Annotated in this window: 19 protein-coding genes; 17 read left to right on the forward strand and 2 right to left on the reverse strand. The window is 70.8% G+C overall.

Annotated features, from left to right (window positions below; genetic code table 11):
- Positions 1 to 21: 21 nt before the first annotated feature.
- Positions 22 to 2,184: an ATP-binding protein gene (locus AQI94_RS36125; RefSeq protein ID WP_062230135.1), complete on the reverse strand. Its 2,163-nt coding sequence runs from the start codon at positions 2,182 to 2,184 to the stop codon at positions 22 to 24.
- 152 nt (positions 2,185 to 2,336) lie between these two features.
- On the opposite strand from AQI94_RS36125, the gene AQI94_RS36130 reads away from it, so the two are divergent.
- The 15 genes from AQI94_RS36130 (at position 2,337) to nusB (ending at position 18,141) form a co-directional block, all read left to right on the forward strand.
- The gene (locus AQI94_RS36130) at positions 2,337 to 2,774 is read left to right on the forward strand and encodes a DUF948 domain-containing protein (RefSeq protein WP_107064325.1); all 438 of its coding nucleotides are present in this window, start codon (positions 2,337 to 2,339) and stop codon (positions 2,772 to 2,774) included.
- Positions 2,775 to 2,784: 10 nt separating this feature from the next.
- Positions 2,785 to 3,111 carry a hypothetical protein gene (locus tag AQI94_RS36135; protein WP_031056397.1) on the forward strand — a complete coding sequence of 109 codons (327 nt, stop codon included), beginning with the start codon at positions 2,785 to 2,787 and terminating at the stop codon, positions 3,109 to 3,111.
- Positions 3,111 to 5,783, forward strand: coding sequence for an alanine--tRNA ligase (alaS, locus tag AQI94_RS36140; protein ID WP_031056399.1), 2,673 nt, complete (start codon positions 3,111 to 3,113; stop codon positions 5,781 to 5,783). The genes AQI94_RS36135 and alaS overlap by 1 nt, the downstream gene beginning before the upstream one ends.
- Complete coding sequence (ruvX, locus tag AQI94_RS36145) at positions 5,783 to 6,247, forward strand: Holliday junction resolvase RuvX (RefSeq protein ID WP_031056400.1); 465 nt, start codon at positions 5,783 to 5,785, stop codon at positions 6,245 to 6,247. The genes alaS and ruvX overlap by 1 nt, the downstream gene beginning before the upstream one ends.
- Before the next feature lie 122 nt (positions 6,248 to 6,369).
- Entirely contained in the window at positions 6,370 to 8,106 is a 1,737-nt protein-coding gene (gene mltG / locus AQI94_RS36150; protein WP_078902901.1) for an endolytic transglycosylase MltG, read from the forward strand.
- On the forward strand, positions 8,087 to 8,926 hold the full coding sequence (locus AQI94_RS36155) for a shikimate dehydrogenase (protein ID WP_031056406.1): 840 nt from the start codon (positions 8,087 to 8,089) through the stop codon (positions 8,924 to 8,926). The genes mltG and AQI94_RS36155 overlap by 20 nt, the downstream gene beginning before the upstream one ends.
- 118 nt (positions 8,927 to 9,044) lie before the next feature.
- The gene (locus tag AQI94_RS36160; protein ID WP_031056409.1) at positions 9,045 to 11,252 is read left to right on the forward strand and encodes a xanthine dehydrogenase family protein molybdopterin-binding subunit; all 2,208 of its coding nucleotides are present in this window, start codon (positions 9,045 to 9,047) and stop codon (positions 11,250 to 11,252) included.
- A 24-nt stretch (positions 11,253 to 11,276) separates the two neighbouring features.
- Positions 11,277 to 11,735: a (2Fe-2S)-binding protein gene (locus AQI94_RS36165; protein WP_031056411.1), complete on the forward strand. Its 459-nt coding sequence runs from the start codon at positions 11,277 to 11,279 to the stop codon at positions 11,733 to 11,735.
- Positions 11,736 to 11,908: 173 nt separating this feature from the next.
- Positions 11,909 to 13,093, forward strand: coding sequence for a chorismate synthase (aroC, locus tag AQI94_RS36170; RefSeq protein ID WP_031056415.1), 1,185 nt, complete (start codon positions 11,909 to 11,911; stop codon positions 13,091 to 13,093).
- A complete protein-coding gene (locus AQI94_RS36175) occupies positions 13,090 to 13,602 on the forward strand; it encodes a shikimate kinase (RefSeq protein WP_031056417.1) in 513 nt (170 codons plus the stop codon). Before aroC ends, AQI94_RS36175 begins: the two co-directional genes overlap by 4 nt.
- Complete coding sequence (aroB, locus tag AQI94_RS36180; protein ID WP_031056418.1) at positions 13,599 to 14,690, forward strand: 3-dehydroquinate synthase; 1,092 nt, start codon at positions 13,599 to 13,601, stop codon at positions 14,688 to 14,690. The genes AQI94_RS36175 and aroB overlap by 4 nt, the downstream gene beginning before the upstream one ends.
- Before the next feature lie 291 nt (positions 14,691 to 14,981).
- Complete coding sequence (locus tag AQI94_RS36185) at positions 14,982 to 15,878, forward strand: Pro-rich N-terminal domain-containing protein (protein WP_031056421.1); 897 nt, start codon at positions 14,982 to 14,984, stop codon at positions 15,876 to 15,878.
- A gap of 100 nt (positions 15,879 to 15,978) precedes the next feature.
- Complete coding sequence (locus AQI94_RS36190; protein ID WP_031056424.1) at positions 15,979 to 17,085, forward strand: aminopeptidase P family protein; 1,107 nt, start codon at positions 15,979 to 15,981, stop codon at positions 17,083 to 17,085.
- Positions 17,086 to 17,137: 52 nt separating this feature from the next.
- Positions 17,138 to 17,704, forward strand: a complete 567-nt coding sequence (gene efp / locus AQI94_RS36195) for an elongation factor P (RefSeq protein ID WP_031056426.1) — start codon at positions 17,138 to 17,140, stop codon at positions 17,702 to 17,704.
- A 2-nt stretch (positions 17,705 to 17,706) separates the two neighbouring features.
- The gene (nusB, locus tag AQI94_RS36200) at positions 17,707 to 18,141 is read left to right on the forward strand and encodes a transcription antitermination factor NusB (protein ID WP_031056428.1); all 435 of its coding nucleotides are present in this window, start codon (positions 17,707 to 17,709) and stop codon (positions 18,139 to 18,141) included.
- A 181-nt stretch (positions 18,142 to 18,322) separates the two neighbouring features.
- Here the strand turns inward: nusB and bldD are convergent, their stop codons facing one another.
- Complete coding sequence (bldD, locus tag AQI94_RS36205; protein ID WP_007380685.1) at positions 18,323 to 18,823, reverse strand: transcriptional regulator BldD; 501 nt, start codon at positions 18,821 to 18,823, stop codon at positions 18,323 to 18,325.
- 253 nt (positions 18,824 to 19,076) lie between these two features.
- On the opposite strand from bldD, the gene pyrR reads away from it, so the two are divergent.
- Positions 19,077 to 19,652 (forward strand): bifunctional pyr operon transcriptional regulator/uracil phosphoribosyltransferase PyrR, encoded by a 576-nt coding sequence (pyrR, locus tag AQI94_RS36210; protein ID WP_031056430.1) that lies wholly within the window; start codon positions 19,077 to 19,079, stop codon positions 19,650 to 19,652.
- Positions 19,653 to 19,734: 82 nt separating this feature from the next.
- Positions 19,735 to 20,712, forward strand: coding sequence for an aspartate carbamoyltransferase catalytic subunit (locus AQI94_RS36215; protein ID WP_031056435.1), 978 nt, complete (start codon positions 19,735 to 19,737; stop codon positions 20,710 to 20,712).

A 20,712-nucleotide genomic window follows, 5' to 3' on the forward strand; every position in this document is an offset into this window, starting at 1 on the left:
GGCCGTAGCACCCGCACCACCTCAGCCCGCCGTCTCCCCGCCCTTCCGGGTGGGCGAGGCGGCGGGCTGCTGCATGCCGTGGGCCACGTCGGTGTGCCGCTCGCGGCCCCGCGGAGCCGGCAGCCCGCCCGCCGGGTGGGCACGGCCCAGCGCCCGGGACACCGCCGCCTCCCGCCCGAGCGCCCGGCCCTGTCGTACGCACTCCTCGTACCGCTCGTCGCCGAGCCGCTCCCGAACCGTCGCCTCGCAGAGCTCGTGCGGGGCGTTGTAGTAGGCCGAGCCGAACAGCGGCAGGCCCACCGACGGCCACAGCGCGGCCGCCGCACCCTGGAGCACGGCGGCCTCGGCCGCGTCGCCCGAGGTCACCGTGACCAGGGCCAGGAGCTCGATCGACAGCACCGAGCCCAGCAGGTCGTGGAAGGCGTGCGCGCAGGCCAGACAGTCGGTGAGCAGCTCACGCGCGCGGCCCGAATCCCCCTCGCTCCAGGCCGCGTACGCCAGGACGTACAGGGCGTACGACCGCGCCCAGCGCTCGCCGTGGTCCTCGCACACCCGGCGCACGTCCTCGCACAGCCGGACCGCGTCCGGCAGATCGCCCAGGAAGGCGCGGGCCATCGCCAGCTCGACCTGGGCCATCAGCACGTTGCTGTTGAGCTCGCCGATCTCCTGGTAGCGCTCCAGGGACGAGCGCAGCAGCCGCTCCGCGCGGGGCATGTCGTCCGAGACGAGAGCCAGACAGCCCGAGCGGTGCTCGGCGTACGCCTCGGCCGTCGCGTTCGCGGACCGCTCAGCCTCCGTCCGGCACTCCTCCAGCGCCGCCAGCGCCGGCACGGTGTCGCCCTGGAGGATCGCCACATAGCCGAGGACCCACAGGGCCTTCAGGCGGGCGTGCTCGGGGCCCGGCTCCAACTCGACGCTGCGCTCCAGCCAGTGCCGTCCCTCCGAGAGCCGGCCGCAGCCCACCCAGCAGAACCAGAGGGAGCCGGCGAGATGCCGGGCCAGCTCCGCCCCGTCCGGCTCGGTCAGGCAGTACTCCAGGGCGCCGCGCAGATTGGGCAGTTCGGCCTCGATCCGCGCGGCCACCTCGTTCTGCCGCGGGGAGAACCAGTCCAGCTCGCACCAGGTCGCCAGGCCCACGTACCAGTCGCGGTGCCGCCTGCGCAGCCGGACCGCGTCGCCCGTGGCCTCCAGCCACTCGGCGCCGTACGCCCGGACCGTGTCGAGCATCCGGTAGCGCACGCCGGTCGCGGTCTCCTCGCGGGCCACCACCGACTGGGCGAGCAGCGCGGACAGGACGTCGAGTACGTCGTCGGAGTGCAGCCCGCCGCCGCTGCACACGTACTCGGCGGCCTCCAGGTCGAACCGGCCGGCGAAGACCGAGAGCCGTGACCACAGCAACCGCTCCTCGGGCGTGCACAGTTCGTGGCTCCAGCCGATCGCCGTGCGCAGTGTCCGATGGCGGGGCAGCGTGTCCCGGCCGCCGCCCGTCAGCAGCCGGAACCGGTCGTCGAGCCGCTCCAGCAACTGCCCGGGACACAGGGCCCCGAGCCGGCCCGCGGCCAGCTCGATCGCCAGCGGAATGCCGTCCAGGCGCCGGCACAGCTCCCGCACATGCGGATCCTCGCCGACCGTCACCCCCTGCCGTCCGGCCCGCTCCGCGAACAGTTCCACGGCCTCGTCCTCGCGCAGCGGGCCCAGCGCGAAGACCTGCTCCCCGGCGACCCGCAGCGGCCGGCGTCCCACGGCGAGGACGGTCAGCCCCGGAACCTGCCCCAGCAGGTCGGCGACCAGCGCCGCGCACGCGTCCACCAGATGCTCGAAACCGTCGAGGACCAGCAGGAGCCGACGCCCGGCCAGGTGGGTCAGCAGCGTCTCGCGCGGGAGCCGGGCGGTGTGGTCCGTCAGACCCAGCGTCTCCACGACGGCGTAGTCGACGAACTCCGGGTCGCGCACGGCGGCCAGCTCGACGCGCCACACCCCGTCGGGCGGGGTGCGCAGGCCGCCCGCCACCCGTGCCGCCAGCCGCGACTTGCCGATACCGCCGGGGCCCGTCACCGTCACCAGCCGCGAGGCGTCCAGCGCCCGTGCCAGCTCCGGGAGTTCCGCGCGGCGGCCCACGAAGCCGTCGAGCTCCAGGGGCAGATTGCGGTTCACCTCGGTGTCGTCGGGCTGATGACTGTGCATGGAACACGGAGCGTACTGAAGCGTATGCACTCCGTACAATCGTCATGGACAACCCGGGCGCGGGCGAGGGGTAATCCGGTGCGGACCCTCGTCCCCGGCGCGATAGGCTCGGCGGAGACTTTTTCCATAGACAGCACGGATTCAGGGAGCGGGTGCACACAGTGTCCGGTGGAGAGGTTGCCGGGATCCTGGTGGCCGTCTTCTGGGCGATCCTGGTCTCCTTCCTCGCCGTCGCGCTGGCGAGGCTGGCCCAGACGCTCAAGGCGACCACCAAGCTCGTGGCGGACGTGACCGACCAGGCCGTCCCGCTGCTGGCCGAGGCCTCCACCGCGGTGCGCTCCGCGCAGACCCAGATCGAGCGGGTCGACGCGATCGCCTCGGACGTCCAGGAGGTCACGTCGAACGCCTCCGCGCTGTCCACCACCGTCGCCTCCACCTTCGGCGGCCCCCTGGTCAAGGTCGCGGCCTTCGGCTACGGCGTGCGCCGCGCGATCAGCGGCCGCAAGGACGACGACGTGCCCCCGAAATCCTCCCGGCGTACCGTGATCGTGGGCCGGACGGTTTCCCGGGGCCGAGGCAAGAAGGGCTGAGGCTCAAGAGATGTTCCGCCGTACTTTCTGGTTCTCCACGGGCGTGGCCGCGGGTGTCTGGGCCACCACCAAGGTGAATCGCAAGCTGAAGCAGCTGACTCCCGAGAACCTCGCCGTCACTGCGGCCAACAAGGCGATCGAGACGGGCGGCCGGCTCAAGGACCGCGCGGTCGGCTTCGCGCTCGACGTGCGCGACAACATGGCCCAGCGGGAGGCCGAGCTGACGGACGCCCTCGGTGTCCGCGAGGATCCCGAGCTTCCCGCCCCCAGGCGCATCGCCGCCATCGAGAACACGACGTACACCAGGCATTCGTACAACCGGAATGAGGACCACTGATGGAGTCGGCCGAGATTCGCCGCCGCTGGCTGAGCTTCTTCGAGGAGCGCGGGCACACCGTCGTCCCTTCGGCGTCGCTCATCGCGGACGACCCGACTCTGCTCCTCGTCCCCGCCGGCATGGTGCCCTTCAAGCCCTACTTCCTGGGTGAGGTCAAGCCGCCCTTCGACCGCGCCACCAGCGTCCAGAAGTGCGTGCGCACGCCGGACATCGAAGAGGTCGGCAAGACCACCCGGCACGGCACGTTCTTCCAGATGTGCGGCAACTTCTCCTTCGGCGACTACTTCAAGGAAGGCGCCATCAAGTACGCCTGGGAGCTGCTCACCAGCCCCCAGGACAAGGGTGGTTACGGCCTTGAGGCCGATCGTCTGTGGATCACCGTCTACAAGGACGACGACGAGGCCGAGCGCATCTGGCACGAGGTCGTCGGCGTGCCCAAGGAGCGCATCCAGCGCCTCGGCATGAAGGACAACTACTGGTCCATGGGCGTCCCCGGACCCTGCGGTCCCTGTTCCGAGATCAACTACGACCGCGGCCCCGAGTTCGGTGTCGAGGGCGGCCCCGCCGTCAACGACGAGCGGTACGTGGAGATCTGGAACCTCGTCTTCATGCAGTTCGAGCGCGGCGAGGGCATCGGCAAGGACAACTTCGAGATCCTCGGCGAGCTCCCCAGCAAGAACATCGACACCGGCCTCGGACTCGAGCGCCTGGCGATGATCCTGCAGGGCGTGCAGAACATGTACGAGATCGACACCTCCATGGCCGTCATCAAGAAGGCCACCGAGCTGACCGGTGTCGCCTACGGCGACGCCCACGACTCGGACGTCTCCCTGCGCGTGGTCACCGACCACATGCGCACCTCCGTGATGCTCATCGGCGACGGTGTCACCCCGGGCAACGAGGGCCGCGGCTACGTCCTGCGCCGCATCATGCGCCGCGCCATCCGCAACATGCGCCTGCTCGGTGCCACCGGCCCGGTCGTGCTCGACCTCGTCGACACCGTGATCGCCATGATGGGGCAGCAGTACCCGGAGCTGGTCACCGACCGCGAGCGCATCGAGAAGGTCGCCGTCGCCGAGGAGAACGCCTTCCTCAAGACGCTGAAGGCCGGCACCAACATCCTCGACACGGCGGTCACCGAGACCAAGCTGGCGGGTGGCAAGGTCCTCGCCGGTGACAAGGCGTTCCTGCTCCACGACACCTGGGGCTTCCCGATCGACCTCACCCTGGAGATGGCCGCCGAACAGGGCCTGTCCGTGGACGAGGACGGCTTCCGCCGCCTGATGAAGGAGCAGCGGGAGCGCGCCAAGGCCGACGCCCAGGGCAAGAAGACCGGCCACGCCGGCGCGGGCGCCTACCGGGCCATCGCCGACCAGGCCGGCGCGACCGAGTTCCTCGGCTACTCGGACACCGAGAGCGAGTCCACGATCGTCGGCATCCTCGTCGACGGCGCCTCCTCCCCGGCCGCCACCGAGGGCGACGAGGTCGAGATCGTCCTGGACCGCACGCCGTTCTACGCCGAGGGCGGCGGCCAGATCGGCGACACCGGGAAGATCAAGGTCGACTCCGGTGCCGTCATCGAGATCCGCGACTGCCAGAAGCCGGTCCCGGGCGTCTACGTCCACAAGGGCGTCGTCCAGTTCGGCGAGGTGACCGTCGGGGCCAAGGCCCACGCCTCCATCGACAACCGCCGGCGCACGGCCATCGCCCGCGCCCACTCGGCCACCCACCTCACCCACCAGGCCCTGCGCGACGCCCTCGGCCCCACGGCCGCCCAGGCCGGTTCCGAGAACCAGCCCGGCCGCTTCCGCTTCGACTTCGGTTCCCCGTCCGCGGTTCCCACCGCCGTGATGACCGACGTCGAGCAGAAGATCAACGAGGTGCTCGCCCGCGACCTCGACGTCCGCGCCGACGTCATGGGCATCGACGAGGCCAAGAAGCAGGGCGCCATCGCCGAGTTCGGCGAGAAGTACGGCGAGCGGGTCCGCGTGGTGACCATCGGCGACTTCTCCAAGGAACTGTGCGGTGGCACCCACGTGCACAACACCTCGCAGCTCGGCCTGGTCAAGCTGCTCGGTGAGTCGTCGATCGGCTCCGGGGTCCGCCGTATCGAGGCGCTCGTCGGTGTCGACGCGTACAACTTCCTCGCCCGTGAGCACACCGTCGTCGCCCAGCTCCAGGAGCTGATCAAGGGCCGTCCGGAGGAGCTCCCGGAGAAGGTCTCCGCCATGCTCGGCAAGCTGAAGGACGCCGAGAAGGAGATCGAGAAGTTCCGCGCGGAGAAGGTGCTCCAGGCCGCCGCCGGTCTCGCCGAGTCCGCCAAGGACGTCCGCGGGATCGCCGTCGTCACCGGGCAGGTCCCGGACGGCACCACCCCGGACGACCTGCGCAAGCTGGTCCTCGACGTGCGCGGCCGCATCCAGGGCGGCCGGGCCGCCGTGGTCGCCCTCTTCACCGTCAACAACGGCAAGCCGCTGACGGTCATCGCCACCAACGAGCCCGCCCGCGAGCGCGGTCTCAAGGCCGGTGACCTGGTCCGCACGGCCGCCAAGACCCTCGGTGGCGGCGGTGGCGGCAAGCCGGACGTCGCCCAGGGCGGCGGCCAGAACCCGGCCGCGATCGGTGCGGCCGTGGACGCCGTGGAGCGCACGGTCGGGGAGACGGCCAAGTAATGCGCCGAGGCCGCAGGCTCGCGATCGACGTCGGGGACGCCCGTATCGGGGTCGCCTCGTGCGACCCGGACGGGATCCTCGCCACCCCGGTGGAGACGGTCCCGGGCCGGGACGTCCCGGCGGCCCAGCGCCGGCTGAAGCAGCTGGTCGAGGAGTACGAACCGATCGAGGTCGTCGTCGGTCTCCCTCGCTCCCTCAAGGGGGGCGAGGGCCCGGCCGCCGTGAAGGTCCGCGGCTTCGTCCAGGAGCTCGCCCGGGGGATCGCGCCCGTTCCGGTCAGGCTCGTCGACGAGCGGATGACGACCGTGACGGCCAGTCAGGGACTGCGCGCATCCGGAGTGAAATCCAAAAAGGGCAGATCGGTCATCGACCAGGCAGCGGCCGTGATCATTCTTCAGCAGGCCCTGGAATCCGAACGGGTGTCAGGTAAAGCACCCGGCGAGGGCGTCGAAGTGGTCATCTGATCGCGATACGGTAACGTTCCGCGCGATGCGGCGACATTCGAACAGTCACCGCACAGAAAGAGGCGGAGCGGGAGCCGGATCGTGGAAGCAGGTGACCGCCGCCTCGCGGCTCTAGGGGATCGATGACTGAGTATGGCCGGGGCGAGGGCTCCGAACCGTGGAATCCCGAGGACCCGTTGTACGGGGACGGTGGATGGGAGGGACAGCAGGCCCACGCGGGTCAGCAGTCCCCCTACGGCGGCCAGCCGCAGCACTACCCGCAGCAGCCGCAGCAGCAGTACGACAACGGTGGCTGGGGCGACGCCCAGCAGGCCGCCTATGGTCAGGCGCAGCAGCAGTACCCGCAGCACAACGGCCAGTACGACCAGCACCAGCAGTACAACCACCAGTACGACCAGCAGCAGTACGGTCAACAGCAGTACGACCAGCAGGCCTATCAGGACCAGCAGCAGCAGTCGTACGACACCAACGGCTGGCCGACCGGCACCCAGGCGCAGGTCCCCTACCCCGCCGACCCGTCGGATCCCTACGGTCAGCAGGCCGCCGCGTACGGCGCCGAGCAGCAGGACTACTACGGCAGCCCGGACGCCTACCCGCCGCCGGAGCCGCCGAGCCGCCGGCGTGCCGAACCGGAGCCGCAGCAGACCGACTGGGACCCGGGCCCCGACCAGGGCGAACACGCGTTCTTCGCGGGCGGTGAAGACGACCAGGACGACGACTCGGACGACCCGCAGGGCGGCCGCGGCGACCGGCGGGGCCGGGGCGGCAAAGGGTCCAAGAAGCGCAAGAGCGGCTGCGCCTGTCTGGTGGTGCTGCTGGTGTTCGGCGGCGGTACCGCGGGTGTCGGGTACTTCGGGTACCAGTTCTACAAAAATCGTTTCGGCGCGGCTCCGGACTACGCCGGGGACGGGACGAGCCAGATGGTCACCGTCCAGATCCCCAAGGGCGCGGGCGGGTACGCGATCGGGCGGCTGCTCAAGGACGCGGGTGTCGTCAAGAGCGTCGACGCATTCGTGTCCGCCCAGGAGCAGAACGACAAGGGGAATTCGATCCAGGCCGGCGCCTATCTCCTGAAGAAGGAGATGTCCGCCGACAGCGCCGTGGCGATGATGCTCGACCCGAAGAGCCAGAACAACGTGCTGGTCGCTCCGGGGGTGCGGAACGCCGCCGTCTACAAGAGGATCGACGAGAAACTCGATCTTGCTTCCGGTACCACCAAGAAGACCGCCGAACAGAAATACAAGAGTCTCGGGCTGCCGAGTTGGGCGAACGACAACAAGGAGATCAAGGACCCGCTGGAGGGCTTCCTGTATCCGGGCACCTATCCCGCGGCGAAGGGCATGAAGCCCGAATCAGTGCTGAAGGAGATGGTCACCCAGGCCGCCGACAAGTACGCCGCGTACGACCTGGAGGCCAAGGCCAAGGCGCTCAAGCTGGACAGCCCGCTCCAGGTCGTCACGGTCGCCAGCCTGGTGCAGGCCGAGGGCAAGACGGAGGACGACTACCGCAAGATGGCGGAGGTCGTCTACAACCGGCTCAACCTCGCGAACCCCGAGACCTACGGGTTCCTGCAGTTCGACTCGACCTTCAACTACGTGAAGAACGAGAGCAACATCGAGATCTCCGAGAAGGAGATCAACAGCAACAAGGACCCGTACAACACGTACACGAACAAGGGTCTGCCGCCCGGACCCATCGACAACCCGGGCGACACCGCGATGAAGGCGACACTCGATCCGACCGACGACGGCTGGTACTACTTCGTCGCGACCGACGGTGTGAACAAGACCGAATTCGCCAAGACCCACGCCGCATTCCTACGGCTCAAGGAAAAGTTCAATGCAAGCACGGGCAGCTGACGCCCGCCGGGCCGCCGTTCTCGGCAAGCCCATCGCCCACTCCCTCTCGCCGGTCCTGCACCGGGCCGCCTACGAGGAGCTGGGGCTCACGGGCTGGTCGTACGACCGGTTCGAGGTCGACGAGGCCGCGCTGCCCGGGTTCGTCGAGCGGCTCGGGCCGGAGTGGGCCGGGCTGTCGCTGACCATGCCGCTCAAGCGGGCGGTCATCCCGCTGCTGGACGGCATCAGTGACACGGCCGCCTCGGTGGAGGCGGTCAACACGGTGGTGTTCACCGAGGACGGCCGTCGCCTCGGCGACAACACCGACATCCCGGGGATGGTCGCCGCCCTCAGGGAGCGGGGCATCGAGCAGGTCGACTCGGCGGCGATCCTCGGCGCCGGCGCCACCGCCTCCTCCGCGCTCGCCGCGCTGGCCCGGATCTGCACCGGTGAGGTGGTCGCCTACGTGCGCAGCGAGGCCCGCGCCGCCGAGATGCGGCAGTGGGGCGAGCGCCTCGACGTCGAGGTCCGCACCGCGGACTGGGCGGACGCGGCCGAGGCCCTGCGCGCCCCCCTGGTGATCGCCACCACCCCCGCCGGGGCGACGGACGCCCTCGCCCACGCCGTGCCGGAACGCCCCGCGGCCCTCTTCGACGTGCTCTACGACCCCTGGCCGACCGAGCTGGCGGCCCGCTGGTCGATGATCGGCGGAGCCGTGGTCAGCGGTCTCGACCTGCTGGTGCACCAGGCGGTGCTCCAGGTCGAGCAGATGACGGGGCGGACACCCGCGCCGGTGGACGCCATGCGCAAGGCGGGCGAGCACGCGCTCGCGGCCCGCTGACGTGAGGTGACCGAGCGGGACATGGTGATCCTGTGAAGGCGCTGTACTGAGAAGTAGCCCCAGGTCATGCTCTGCGGACGGCCCGGCAGAGTCGGCGGGCCGCCGAACGGAGCCCGCCATGACCCGTCACGCCCGGCGCCGGTTTCTCACCTATCTGGTGGCCGCGCCCGCTCTCGCCGTAGCGACCAAGTTCGGTGTCGACGTCTACGCGCCCGGGAGCGCCGACGCCGCGATCCCCACCCCGCCGGCACCGGCCGATCTGGTCGACCTGGGCGATCTGCTGATCCTCGCCGGAAAGCCCACCGCGGACATGCTCGTCCTGAGCGTCGACGAGGACGGCGGCGTCGACTTCCGGCTGCCGCGCGAGGAGGTCGGCCAGGGGCTCACCACCGCCGTGGCCATGCTGGTGGCGGAGGAGCTCGACACCCCGCTCGACCGGGTCCGTGTCCACCTGGAGGACGCCCGGCCCGAACTGCTGTTCAACCAGCTCACCGGCAGTTCCAACTCGGTGCGTTCGCTGTACGACCCGGTGCGCCGGACGGCGGCGGCCGCGCGGGCCAGGATGGTCGCGGCGGCGGCCCGGCAGTGGGGGCTGAAGGCGAGCGAGCTGACGGTCCGCGCCGGAGTGGTGATCGCGCCGGACGGCCGCACGGCCTCCTACGGCTCCCTGACGGCGGCGGCCGCGACCCTGGACCTGGGCTCGCTCACGGTCACGCCGAAGAACGAGTCCGAGCACACCCTGGTCGGCACCCCCACCTCCCGCATCGACGCCCGCGCCCTCGTCACCGGCGCGCACCCGTACACCCTCGACCTCGACGTGCCCGGCGCCAAGCCCTGCATGGTGCGCCGCCCGCCCACCATCAACGGCACGGTGAAGTCGGTCGGCAACGAGGCCGCCGTACGGGCCATGCCCGGGGTCCTCGACGTGGTCGTCATCGACTCGGGCGTCGCCGTGGTCGCGGAGACGTTCGGGCAGGCCCTCGACGGCAAGAACGCCCTGGAGGTCACCTGGGGCGGCGGCACGGTCGACACCCTGTCGGACAGCGACATCCGCGCCCGCCTCAAGGCCGCCACCCCCTCGCTCGACCTGCTCGGGGCGCTGGTGAAGAAGGTGGACACCGAGTTCGACTTCGCGTTCGCCAGCCATGCCCCGCTGGAGACCAACTCGGCCGTCGCGGACGTACGGGCGGACCGCGCCGAGATCTGGTCCGGCCTCAAGTCGCCGATCGTCGCCCAGGCGGCGATCGCGCAGGCCGTCGGACTGCCGGTGTCCAAGGTCAAGGTGCATGTGATGCAGTCGGGCGGCTCCTTCGGGCGGCGGCTCTTCTACGACGCGGCCCTGGAGGCCGCCGTGGTGTCCAGGAAGAGCGGGCGGCCCGTACGGCTGATGTGGTCCCGGATCGACGACATGCGGCACGGACGGATGCGGCCCGCCACCCACCACCGCATCCGCGCCACCTACGCGGCCGGGCAGGTGCTCACCTTCCAGCACCAGGTGGCGGCCGTGGAGACCGACTTCCGGCACGGACTCGGCGACGCGGTCACCGCCGCCGCGGCGGGTCTGCCCACCGGCCTCGGCAACGCGACCTTCGCCCAGACGCTCTTCCTGAACACGGTGAAGTCGCCGTACAACTTCGGCGTGACCACGCAGACCCTCACCGAGGTGCCGCTCAAGATGCACACCGGGTCATGGCGCTCGGTGTACTCGGCCAATACCCGCGGCGCCGAGGAGATCGTCGTCGACGAACTGGCCGCCAGGCTCGGCAAGGACCCCGTGGAGTTCCGGCGGTCGTTCCTCAAGACCGAGCGGCAGCGAGCCGTCCTCGACCGGGCCGCCAAGGAGGGCGACTGGGGCCGCGGACTGCCCGACGGGTGGGCCCAGGGCATCGGCTTCCACGAGGAGTACAAGTCCTGCACGGCCTGTCTCGTCGAGATCGACGCCACCGACCCGAAGAAACCCAGGGTGACCAGGGCGGTGATCGTGGCCGACGTGGGCCGGGTGATCAACCCGCGCGGCCTGGAGGCACAGCTCCTCGGCGGGCTCACGGACGCCATCTCCACGACGCTCAGGGCGGGCCTGCACATCGACAAGGGCCTGCCCCTGGAGGGCAGCTACTCGCAGTTCCACTACGCGCGCCAGAAGGACGCCCCGAAGGACGTGAAGATCCACGTGCTCGAAGGCGCCGGCGAACCGGGCGGCGCGGGCGAGCTGGGTGTCCCCGCCGCGGTCGGAGCCGTGGCCAATGCCTACGCGCGAGCCACCGGCACCAGGCCGCGCAGCTTCCCCGTCAACTTCGACGTCGACTTCACCCCCTTCCCGCGCTGACCCCGCCCGGTTCCAGGAGCCCGCATGCCCTCCCACACCTTCACCGTCAACGGGAAGTCCGTCACCGTCGACGCCCCCGACGACCTGCCCCTGCTCTGGGCGCTGCGCGACCTGCTCGGCATCCGCGGCCCCAAGTACGGCTGCGGCATCGACGTCTGCAAGGCCTGCACCAGCCACCTCGACGGCGAGGCCTTCAACCCCTGCGTGCTCCCCGTCTCCGAGGCCGCGGGCCGTGAGGTCACCACCATCGAGGGGCTCGCCGACGGCGACCGGCTGCACCCCGTCCAGGAGGCCTGGCTGGAACAGGACGTGGCCCAGTGCGGCTACTGCCAGCCCGGCCAGATCATGGCGGCGGTCGCCCTCCTCAAACGCACGAAGAACCCCACGGACGCCGACATCGACGCGATCGCCAACGTCTGCCGCTGCGGCACCTACTTCCGCATCCGGGAGGCGATCAAGAGCGCGGCGGAGCGGATGGCCTGAGGGTCCGGTACGCCCGTCCACGTCCGTCTGCTGGACCTGTGACCGGTTGTCGCGGCCGGACGTGGGAGGATCGGAGGCGGCGGGCCGGGGCCGCGCACCTGGTCGCGCCGTTGCCGTACGCGAGGACGCGCGTAAGCAGGGCAGTACCAGGGCGCGAGCACTGAGGAGCACCGTTGAGCAGGTTGCGCTGGCTGACCGCGGGGGAGTCCCACGGTCCCGCACTCGTGGCGACGCTGGAGGGCCTTCCCGCCGGTGTCCCCATCACCACGGAGATGGTGGCGGACCACCTGGCGAGGCGTCGGCTGGGCTACGGCCGCGGTGCCCGGATGAAGTTCGAGCAGGACCAGGTCACCTTCCTCGGCGGTGTCCGGCACGGTCTGTCCCTCGGCTCCCCGGTCGCGATCATGGTGGGCAACACCGAGTGGCCGAAGTGGGAGCAGGTCATGTCGGCCGACCCCATCGACCCGGAGATCCTGGCGGGGCTCGCGCGCAACGCCCCGCTGACCCGCCCCCGCCCCGGCCACGCCGACCTCGCGGGCATGCAGAAGTACGGCTTCGACGAGGCCCGGCCGATCCTGGAGCGCGCCTCCGCGCGGGAGACGGCGGCCCGGGTGGCACTGGGCGCGGTGGCCCGGTCGTACCTCAAGGAGACGGCCGGCATCGAGATCGTCAGCCACGTCGTCGAACTGTGCTCGGTGAAGGCCCCGCAGGGCGTCTACCCGACCCCGGCCGACGTCGAGAAGCTGGACGCCGACCCGCTGCGCTGCCTGGACGCGGACACCTCTAAGGCGATGGTGGCCGAGGTCGACCAGGCCCACAAGGACGGCGACACCCTCGGCGGCGTGGTGGAGATCCTGGCGTACGGCGTGCCCGTGGGCCTCGGCTCGCACGTGCACTGGGACCGCAAGCTGGACGCCCGCCTCGCGGGGGCGCTGATGGGCATCCAGGCGATCAAGGGCGTCGAGCTCGGTGACGGTTTCGAGCTGGCGCGGGTCCCGGGCTCCAAGGCGCACGACGAGATCGTGAAGACTCCCGAGGGCATCCGGCGCGTCTCCGGCCGCTCCGGCGGCACCGAGGGCGGACTGAGCACGGGTGAGCTGCTGCGGGTGCGGGCCGCGATGAAGCCCATCGCCACCGTCCCGCGGGCCCTGCAGACCGTGGACGTGACCACCGGCGAGGCCGCCCAGGCCCACCACCAGCGCTCCGACGTGTCCGCGGTGCCGGCCGCCGGCATCGTCGCCGAGGCGATGGTGGCGCTCGTCCTGGCCGACGCGGTGGCCGAGAAGTTCGGTGGCGACAGCGTGCCGGAGACCCGCCGCAACGTGCAGTCGTACCTCGACAACCTGGCCATCCGATGAGCCCTGTGGTCGTCCTCGTCGGTCCGATGGGCGTGGGCAAGTCCACCGTCGGACGGCTGCTCGCCGAACGCCTCGCGACGGGGTACCGGGACACCGACGACGACATCGTGGCCGAGCAGGGCCGCGCGATCGCGGAGATCTTCGTCGACGAGGGCGAGGCCGCCTTCCGGGCGATCGAGAAGGCCGCCGTGAGCCGGGCGCTCGCCCAGCACGACGGGATCCTCGCGCTCGGCGGCGGCTCCATCCTCGACGAGGACACCCGCGCCCTGCTGGCCGGGCAGCGGGTCCTGTACCTGTCGATGGACGTCGAGGAGGCGGTCAAGCGCACCGGCCTGAACGCCGCGCGCCCCCTCCTCGCGGTCAACCCGCGCAAGCAGTGGCGCGAGCTGATGGAGGCCCGCCGCCACCTGTACGAGTCGATCGCCACGGCGGTCGTGGCCACCGACGGCCGTACCCCCGAAGAAGTCACCGACATCGCGCTGGACGCACTGGAGTTGAAGGAAGCATGAGCGAGGCAGTGACGCGCATCCAGGTCGGCGGCACCGCGGGCAGCGAGCCGTACGAGGTCCTGGTCGGACGTCAACTCCTGGGCGAGCTCGGTGCGTTGGTCGGGGAGAAGGCCCAGCGGGTCGCGGTCGTCCACCCCGAGGCGCTCGCCGGCACCGGGGACGCGCTGCGCGCCGACCTCGCCGAGCAGGGCTACGAGGCCGTCGCCATCCAGGTCCCGAACGCGGAGGAGGCCAAGACCGCCGAGGTCGCCGCCTACTGCTGGAAGGCGCTCGGCCAGTCCGGCTTCACCCGCTCCGACGTCGTGGTCGGCGTCGGCGGCGGCGCGACTACCGACCTCGCCGGGTTCGTGGCCGCGACCTGGCTGCGCGGGGTGCGCTGGATCGCCGTACCGACGACCGTGCTCGCCATGGTCGACGCGGCGGTCGGCGGCAAGACCGGGATCAACACCGCCGAGGGCAAGAACCTCGTCGGTGCCTTCCACCCGCCCGCCGGCGTCCTGTGCGACCTGGCCGCGCTGGACTCCCTGCCGGTCAACGACTACGTCTCCGGGCTCGCCGAGATCATCAAGGCCGGCTTCATCGCCGACCCGGCGATCCTGGAGCTCATCGAGTCCGACCCCGAGTCCGCGCGCACCCCGGCCGGCCCGCACACCGCCGAGCTCATCGAGCGCTCGATCCGGGTCAAGGCCGAGGTGGTCTCCTCCGATCTCAAGGAGTCGGGCCTCAGGGAGATCCTCAACTACGGCCACACACTCGCCCACGCCATCGAGAAGAACGAGCGGTACAAGTGGCGGCACGGCGCCGCGGTCTCCGTGGGCATGCACTTCGCCGCCGAACTGGGCCGTCTGGCGGGCCGGTTGGACGACGCGACCGCCGACCGCCACCGCACGGTCCTGGAGGCGGTCGGCCTGCCGCTGCACTACCGCTACGACCAGTGGCCCAAGTTGCTGGAGACCATGAAGGTCGACAAGAAGTCCCGCGGCAACCTGCTGCGGTTCATCGTCCTCGACGGACTGGGCAAGCCCACCGTGCTGGAGGGTCCGGACCCGGCCGTTCTGCTCGCCGCGTACGGCGAGGTCGGCCAGTAAGTCCCGCGACGGGCGTTCCGCCTGATTCGCCTTGCGCCAGGGGCACTTCGGGGCGCCCCCGGCCGTTTCACCAAACGTGGGCCGGGGGCGGTACCGTTCGATGGCGAGCGGGGTATGCACCACCCCGTAACCAGCGCCGATCAGCCTGACGCGAGTGAGCCGGAGGGGCGCGTCGGAGACGAGAGGACGACCGAGCGGAGGCCTTCGGGCCGCGCCCGGCCGGGCTCCCGGCACCGACGCGAGCGCCCCGGAGGCGAGCGAGCCGAAAAAGACGAGACGGAGTGGCACCGGATGCAGCACGCAGTGGGTTCTCCGCTGCCGCCGCCCCATCAGCCGGGGCAGGGACCGGCCGCCGGCTGGTCGCCGGCCGCACATCACCCGGGACCGCATCACCCGGGTGCGCACCAGGGCTCCGCCCCGGTGCCCCCACCGCCGTCGGCACCGGGCTTCACCCCGGCTCCGGTGCCGCCGACGCCACCGCATTCCCAGGCACCGCCCGCGCCGCCGGTCCCGCCCGCGCCGCAGCACTCACCGGGGCCGGTGCCGGACACCACCGGCCATGTGCCCCTGCCGCCGGGCGCCCCCGTGGGCGCCCCCAGCACCCCGCCCTTCGCCGCGCCCGACCCCGCGGGCACCACCCTCGCGGTACTGCTCATCGGTCCGGCGGGCGCCGGAAAGACGAGCGTCGCCAAGTACTGGGCCGACCATCGCCGGGTCCCCACCGCACACATCAGCCTCGACGACGTACGCGAGTGGGTCCGCTCGGGCTTCGCCGACCCGCAGTCCGGCTGGAACGACCACTCCGAGGCCCAGTACCGCCTCGCCCGCCGCACCTGCGGCTTCGCCGCCCGCAACTTCCTCGCCAACGGCATCTCCTGCATCCTCGACGACGCGGTCTTCCCGGACCGGCCGGTGGTCGGCCTCGGCGGCTGGAAGCGGCACGTGGGCCCGGGGCTGCTGCCGGTGGTCCTGCTGCCCGGCCTGGAGATCGTCCTGGAGCGCAACGCGGAGCGGTCCGGCAACCGCCGCCTGACGGACGAGGAGGTGGCACGGATCCACGGCCGGATGGCCGGCTGGTACGGCTCGGGTCTGCCGATCATCGACAACTCCCAGATGGACGTACCGCAGACGGCGAGGGTCCTGGACGACGTCCTGGCACGCTCCATCGCGAGCCCACCGAACTGGTAGCGGCCCCGGAAGGGGCGCGGGGTGTGCCGACGACCAGCGGCTCCTCCCCACTCGGACCTCTCAAACAGCGGCATATCGGGAGAACTCCTACGCTCAAGTCATGTCAGAGGTGTACGCCACCCGCAGAACCCGCCTACGCGATCGCTGCCAGGCCGGCGGCAGCCGGTCCGCGCTGATCTCCCGCCCGGCCAACGTCCGCTACCTCGCGGGCACCGCCCCACAGGGCAGTGTGCTGCTGCTCGGCATGACCGAGGACCTGCTGGTGTGCGCCGGCCCCCCGGACGACCGGCCCGGCGCCGGCCGCCCCGACGAGGCCCTGCGACTGCACCACCTCTCCGCCGCCGGAGGCGACCCGGCTGTCGCCGCGGCCGACCTCGCCACCGCTCAGGGAGCGGACTCGCTCGCCGTGGAGGAGGGGCATCTCACGGTCGCCCGGCACCGGGCGATCCGCTCGGTCGTCCCGCGGCTGCGCCTCGCCGACCTCGGGGGAGCGGTCGAACAGCTCCGCGTCATCAAGGACGAGGAGGAGATCTCCTGCCTGCGCATCGGCGCCGAGATCGCCGACCAGGCACTGGGCGAGCTCCTGGAGTCCATCCTCGTCGGCCGCACCGAGCGCCATCTCGCCCTGGAACTGGAGCGCCGCCTCGTCGACCACGGGGCCGACGGCCCGGCCTTCGCCACCTCCGTCGGCACCGGCCCGAACTCCGGCCGTCCCGCCCACCGCCCCACCGACCGCCGCGTCGAGGAGGGTGACTTCCTCTCCGTCTGCCTGGGCGCGAACTACCGCGGCTACCGCTGCGAGATCGGCCGTACCTTCGTCATCGGTACGTCCCCCGCGGACTGGCAGATCGAGCTCTACGACCTCGTCTTCGCCGCTCAGCGGGCCGGACGGGAGTCCTTGACACCCGGCGCCGCCTACCGTGACGTGGACCGGGCGGCACGCCAGGTACTGGAGTCCGCGGGCCACCACGAGGGGCTCCCGACCCTCATCGGACACGGTGTGGGACTGGAAATCGACGAGGACCCGCAGTTGGCCCCCGCGGCCATGGGTAAACTGGACGCTTGCGTGCCGGTCACCGTCGAACCGGGGGTCCACCTCCCGGGACGGGGCGGCGTCCGGATCGATGACACGCTCGTCGTACGCCCCGAGGCGGACGGCGGACCCGAGCTACTCACCATCACGACCAAGGAGCTGCTCGCACTATAGGCAAGGTGCGTGCGCCGGGGTCGTCCACGTCAGTCCAGGAGATTCCGCAACCGTGGCTTCCACGAACGACCTCAAGAACGGCCTGGTGCTCAAGCTCGAAGGCGGCCAGCTCTGGTCCGTCGTCGAGTTCCAGCACGTCAAGCCCGGCAAGGGCCCCGCATTCGTGCGCACCAAGCTCAAGAACGTGCTGTCCGGCAAGGTCGTCGACAAGACGTTCAACGCCGGCGTCAAGGTCGAGACGGCCACTGTCGACAAGCGCGACATGCAGTTCTCGTACATGGACGGCGAGTACTTCGTCTTCATGGACATGGAGACCTACGACCAGCTGATGATCGACCGCAAGACGGTCGCCGACGCCGCGAACTTCCTCATCGAGGGCTTCACCGCGACCGTCGCGCAGCACGAGGGCGAGGTGCTCTTCGTCGAGCTGCCGGCCGCCGTCGAGCTGGTCATCCAGGAGACCGAGCCGGGCGTCCAGGGCGACCGCTCCACGGGCGGCACCAAGCCCGCCACTCTGGAGACCGGTCACCAGATTCAGGTCCCGCTCTTCATCACCACCGGTGAGAAGATCAAGGTCGACACCCGCACGAGCGACTACCTCGGCCGGGTGAACAGCTAACCGTGGCTGCTCGCAACACGGCCCGCAAGCGCGCCTTCCAGATCCTCTTCGAGGGCGACCAGCGCGGCGCCGACGTCCTGACGGTCCTGGCGGACTGGATCCGGCACTCCCGGGAAGACACCCGGCAGCCGCCGGTGAGCGAGTACACGATGCAGCTGGTCGAGGGCTACGCGGAGCACGCGCGGCGTATCGACGAGCTGATCGCGCAGTACTCGGTCGGCTGGACGCTGGACCGGATGCCGGTCGTCGACCGCAACATCCTGCGTCTGGGCGCCTACGAGCTGATCTGGGCCGACGAGACCCCGGACGCGGTGGTGCTCGACGAGATGGTGCAGCTGGCCAAGGAGTTCTCCACGGACGAGTCGCCCTCGTTCGTGAACGGCCTGCTGGGCCGGCTCAAGGACCTGAAGCCCTCGCTGCGCCGAGACGAGGCGTGAGCGGGACGCCGAGGCGGATCGAGACACGAATTGCCTGAGGGCCCGCAGCGTGACTGCTGCGGGCCCTCAGGCGTGTGCGTACCCGCGAGCCCCCTTCGGCCCGCACAAAGCCGCCGGGGTGGCCGGAACCGTGAAGTTCCGGCCACCCCGGCGGCACGTTTCTGCTGAGGCTGGGAGCGGCTCAGCTGTCCTCGTGGGACACCGCGCGACGCGCGTCCGCGTCCAGCACGCCCCAGCTGATCAGCTGCTCCGTGAGGACCGAGGGGGACTGGTCGTAGATGACGGCGAGTGTGCGCAGGTCGTCCTGGCGGATCGAGAGCACCTTGCCGTTGTAGTCACCGCGCTGGGACTGGATCGTCGCCGCGTAGCGCTGGAGGGGGCCCGCCTTCTCGGCCGGGACGTGGGCCAGCCGCTCCAGGTCCAGGACCAGCTTCGGCGGGGGCTCGGCGGCCCCGCCCGGAGTGGTGCCGGGCAGCAGCTCCTGCACCGGAACGCCGTAGAAATCCGCCAACTCGGCAAGGCGCTGCACGGTCACCGCGCGGTCGCCACGCTCGTACGAACCGACCACGACCGCCTTCCAGCGTCCCTGGGACTTCTCCTCGACACCGTGGAGGGAAAGGCCCTGCTGGGTGCGGATGGCCCGGAGCTTGGCCCCGAGCTGTTTGGCGTATTCGCTGGACATATAGCTCCCCGGACACTGGATCGACGCGGCCGCAGTGGTTTCGAGCCGCGCGTCTGGTAACTCACTGTGAGGTTACGCAGCGTGACTCTTCTGCGTCAAGCCGAATGGTCCACACCGGCTCTTCCGTGAGAGTGGTGACCGATTGGGCCAAGGGGGTGATCAGGGGCCTCGTTCCGGCCTGCTACCGTGGATGGCGCAAATCCGACGTCCTTTAAGGTCCGTCCCGTGAGGCGGAGAAGGAGGTCCGTTTCTTATGGACAAGCAGGACACTTCCGATATCCAGGCGTCCGATGCCCGGCCCGTTCTCGAAGGCCCCGACATCGCGCGCGTGCTGACCCGCATCGCCCACGAGATCGTCGAACGCGCCAAGGGCGCCGACGACGTGGTGCTCCTCGGCATCCCCACCCGGGGCGTCTTCCTCGCCCGGCGGCTCGCCGCGAAGCTCGAGGAGATCACCGACCGCGGAATCCCGGTCGGTTCGCTCGACATCACCATGTACCGCGACGACCTGCGCATGCATCCGCCGCGCGCACTGGCCCGCACCGAGATCCCCGGTGACGGCATCGACGGCCGCCTGGTCGTCCTCGTCGACGACGTGCTCTTCTCCGGCCGCACCATCCGCGCCGCCCTGGACGCCCTGAACGACATCGGGCGCCCCCGCGCGGTGCAGCTCGCGGTCCTCGTCGACAGAGGCCACCGCGAACTGCCCATCCGCGCCGACTACGTCGGCAAGAACCTCCCCACGTCGTTGCGGGAGACGGTCAAGGTCCAGCTCGTCGAGGAGGACGGTCGCGACACCGTGCTGCTCGGTGTCAAGCCGGCCCACTAGCAAGCCCTGACGGCACGCCTGCCTTCGGCGCGCCCTCGCTTGCCCCGATATCTCCCCTGAACTGCCTTACGGAGCCTGACAGATGCAGCGTCATCTCATCTCGGCCGCCGACCTCACCCGCGACGACGCCGTCCTGATCCTCGACACCGCCGAGGAGATGGCCCGGGTGGCCGACCGGCCGATCAAGAAGCTGCCGACCCTGCGCGGCCGCACGATCGTCAACCTCTTCTTCGAGGACTCCACGCGTACGCGTATCTCCTTCGAGGCCGCGGAGAAGCGGCTCTCGGCGGACGTCATCAACTTCACCGCCAAGGGCTCCAGCGTGTCCAAGGGCGAGTCCCTGAAGGACACCGCCCAGACCCTGGAGGCCATGGGCGTCGACGCCGTCGTCATCCGCCACGGCGCCTCCGGGGCGCCGTACCGTCTCGCCAACTCCGGCTGGATCGACGCGGCCGTCATCAACGCCGGTGACGGCACCCACCAGCACCCGACCCAGGCCCTGCTGGACGCGTTCACCATGCGCCGCCGGCTCGTCGGGCGGGACGCCGGGATCGGCCAGGACCTGGCCGGCAAGCGCATCACGATCGTCGGGGACGTCCTGCACAGCCGGGTCGCCCGCTCCAACGTCGACCTGCTGCACACCCTCGGCGCCCAGGTCACCCTCGTCGCCCCGCCCACCCTGGTGCCGGTCGGCGTCGAGACCTGGCCCTGCGAGGTGGCCTACGACCTCGACAGCACGCTCGCCAAGTCCGACGCGGTGATGATGCTGCGCGTCCAGCGCGAGCGCATGAACGCCGCGTTCTTCCCGACCGAGCGCGAGTACTCGCGGCGCTACGGCCTGGACGGCGACCGGATGGCGCGGATGCCGGAGCACGCCATCGTGATGCACCCCGGCCCGATGGTCCGCGGTATGGAGATCACCGCCGAGGTCGCCGACTCCGACCGCTGCACCGTGGTGGAGCAGGTCGCAAACGGAGTCTCCATCCGGATGGCCGTCCTCTACCTGCTCCTGGGCGGCAACGAGCCCGCCGTCAGCCACACCCGTACCGAGGAGAAGTAA

The organism is Streptomyces pseudovenezuelae (assembly GCF_001513955.1).
Lineage (GTDB): Bacteria > Actinomycetota > Actinomycetes > Streptomycetales > Streptomycetaceae > Streptomyces > Streptomyces pseudovenezuelae.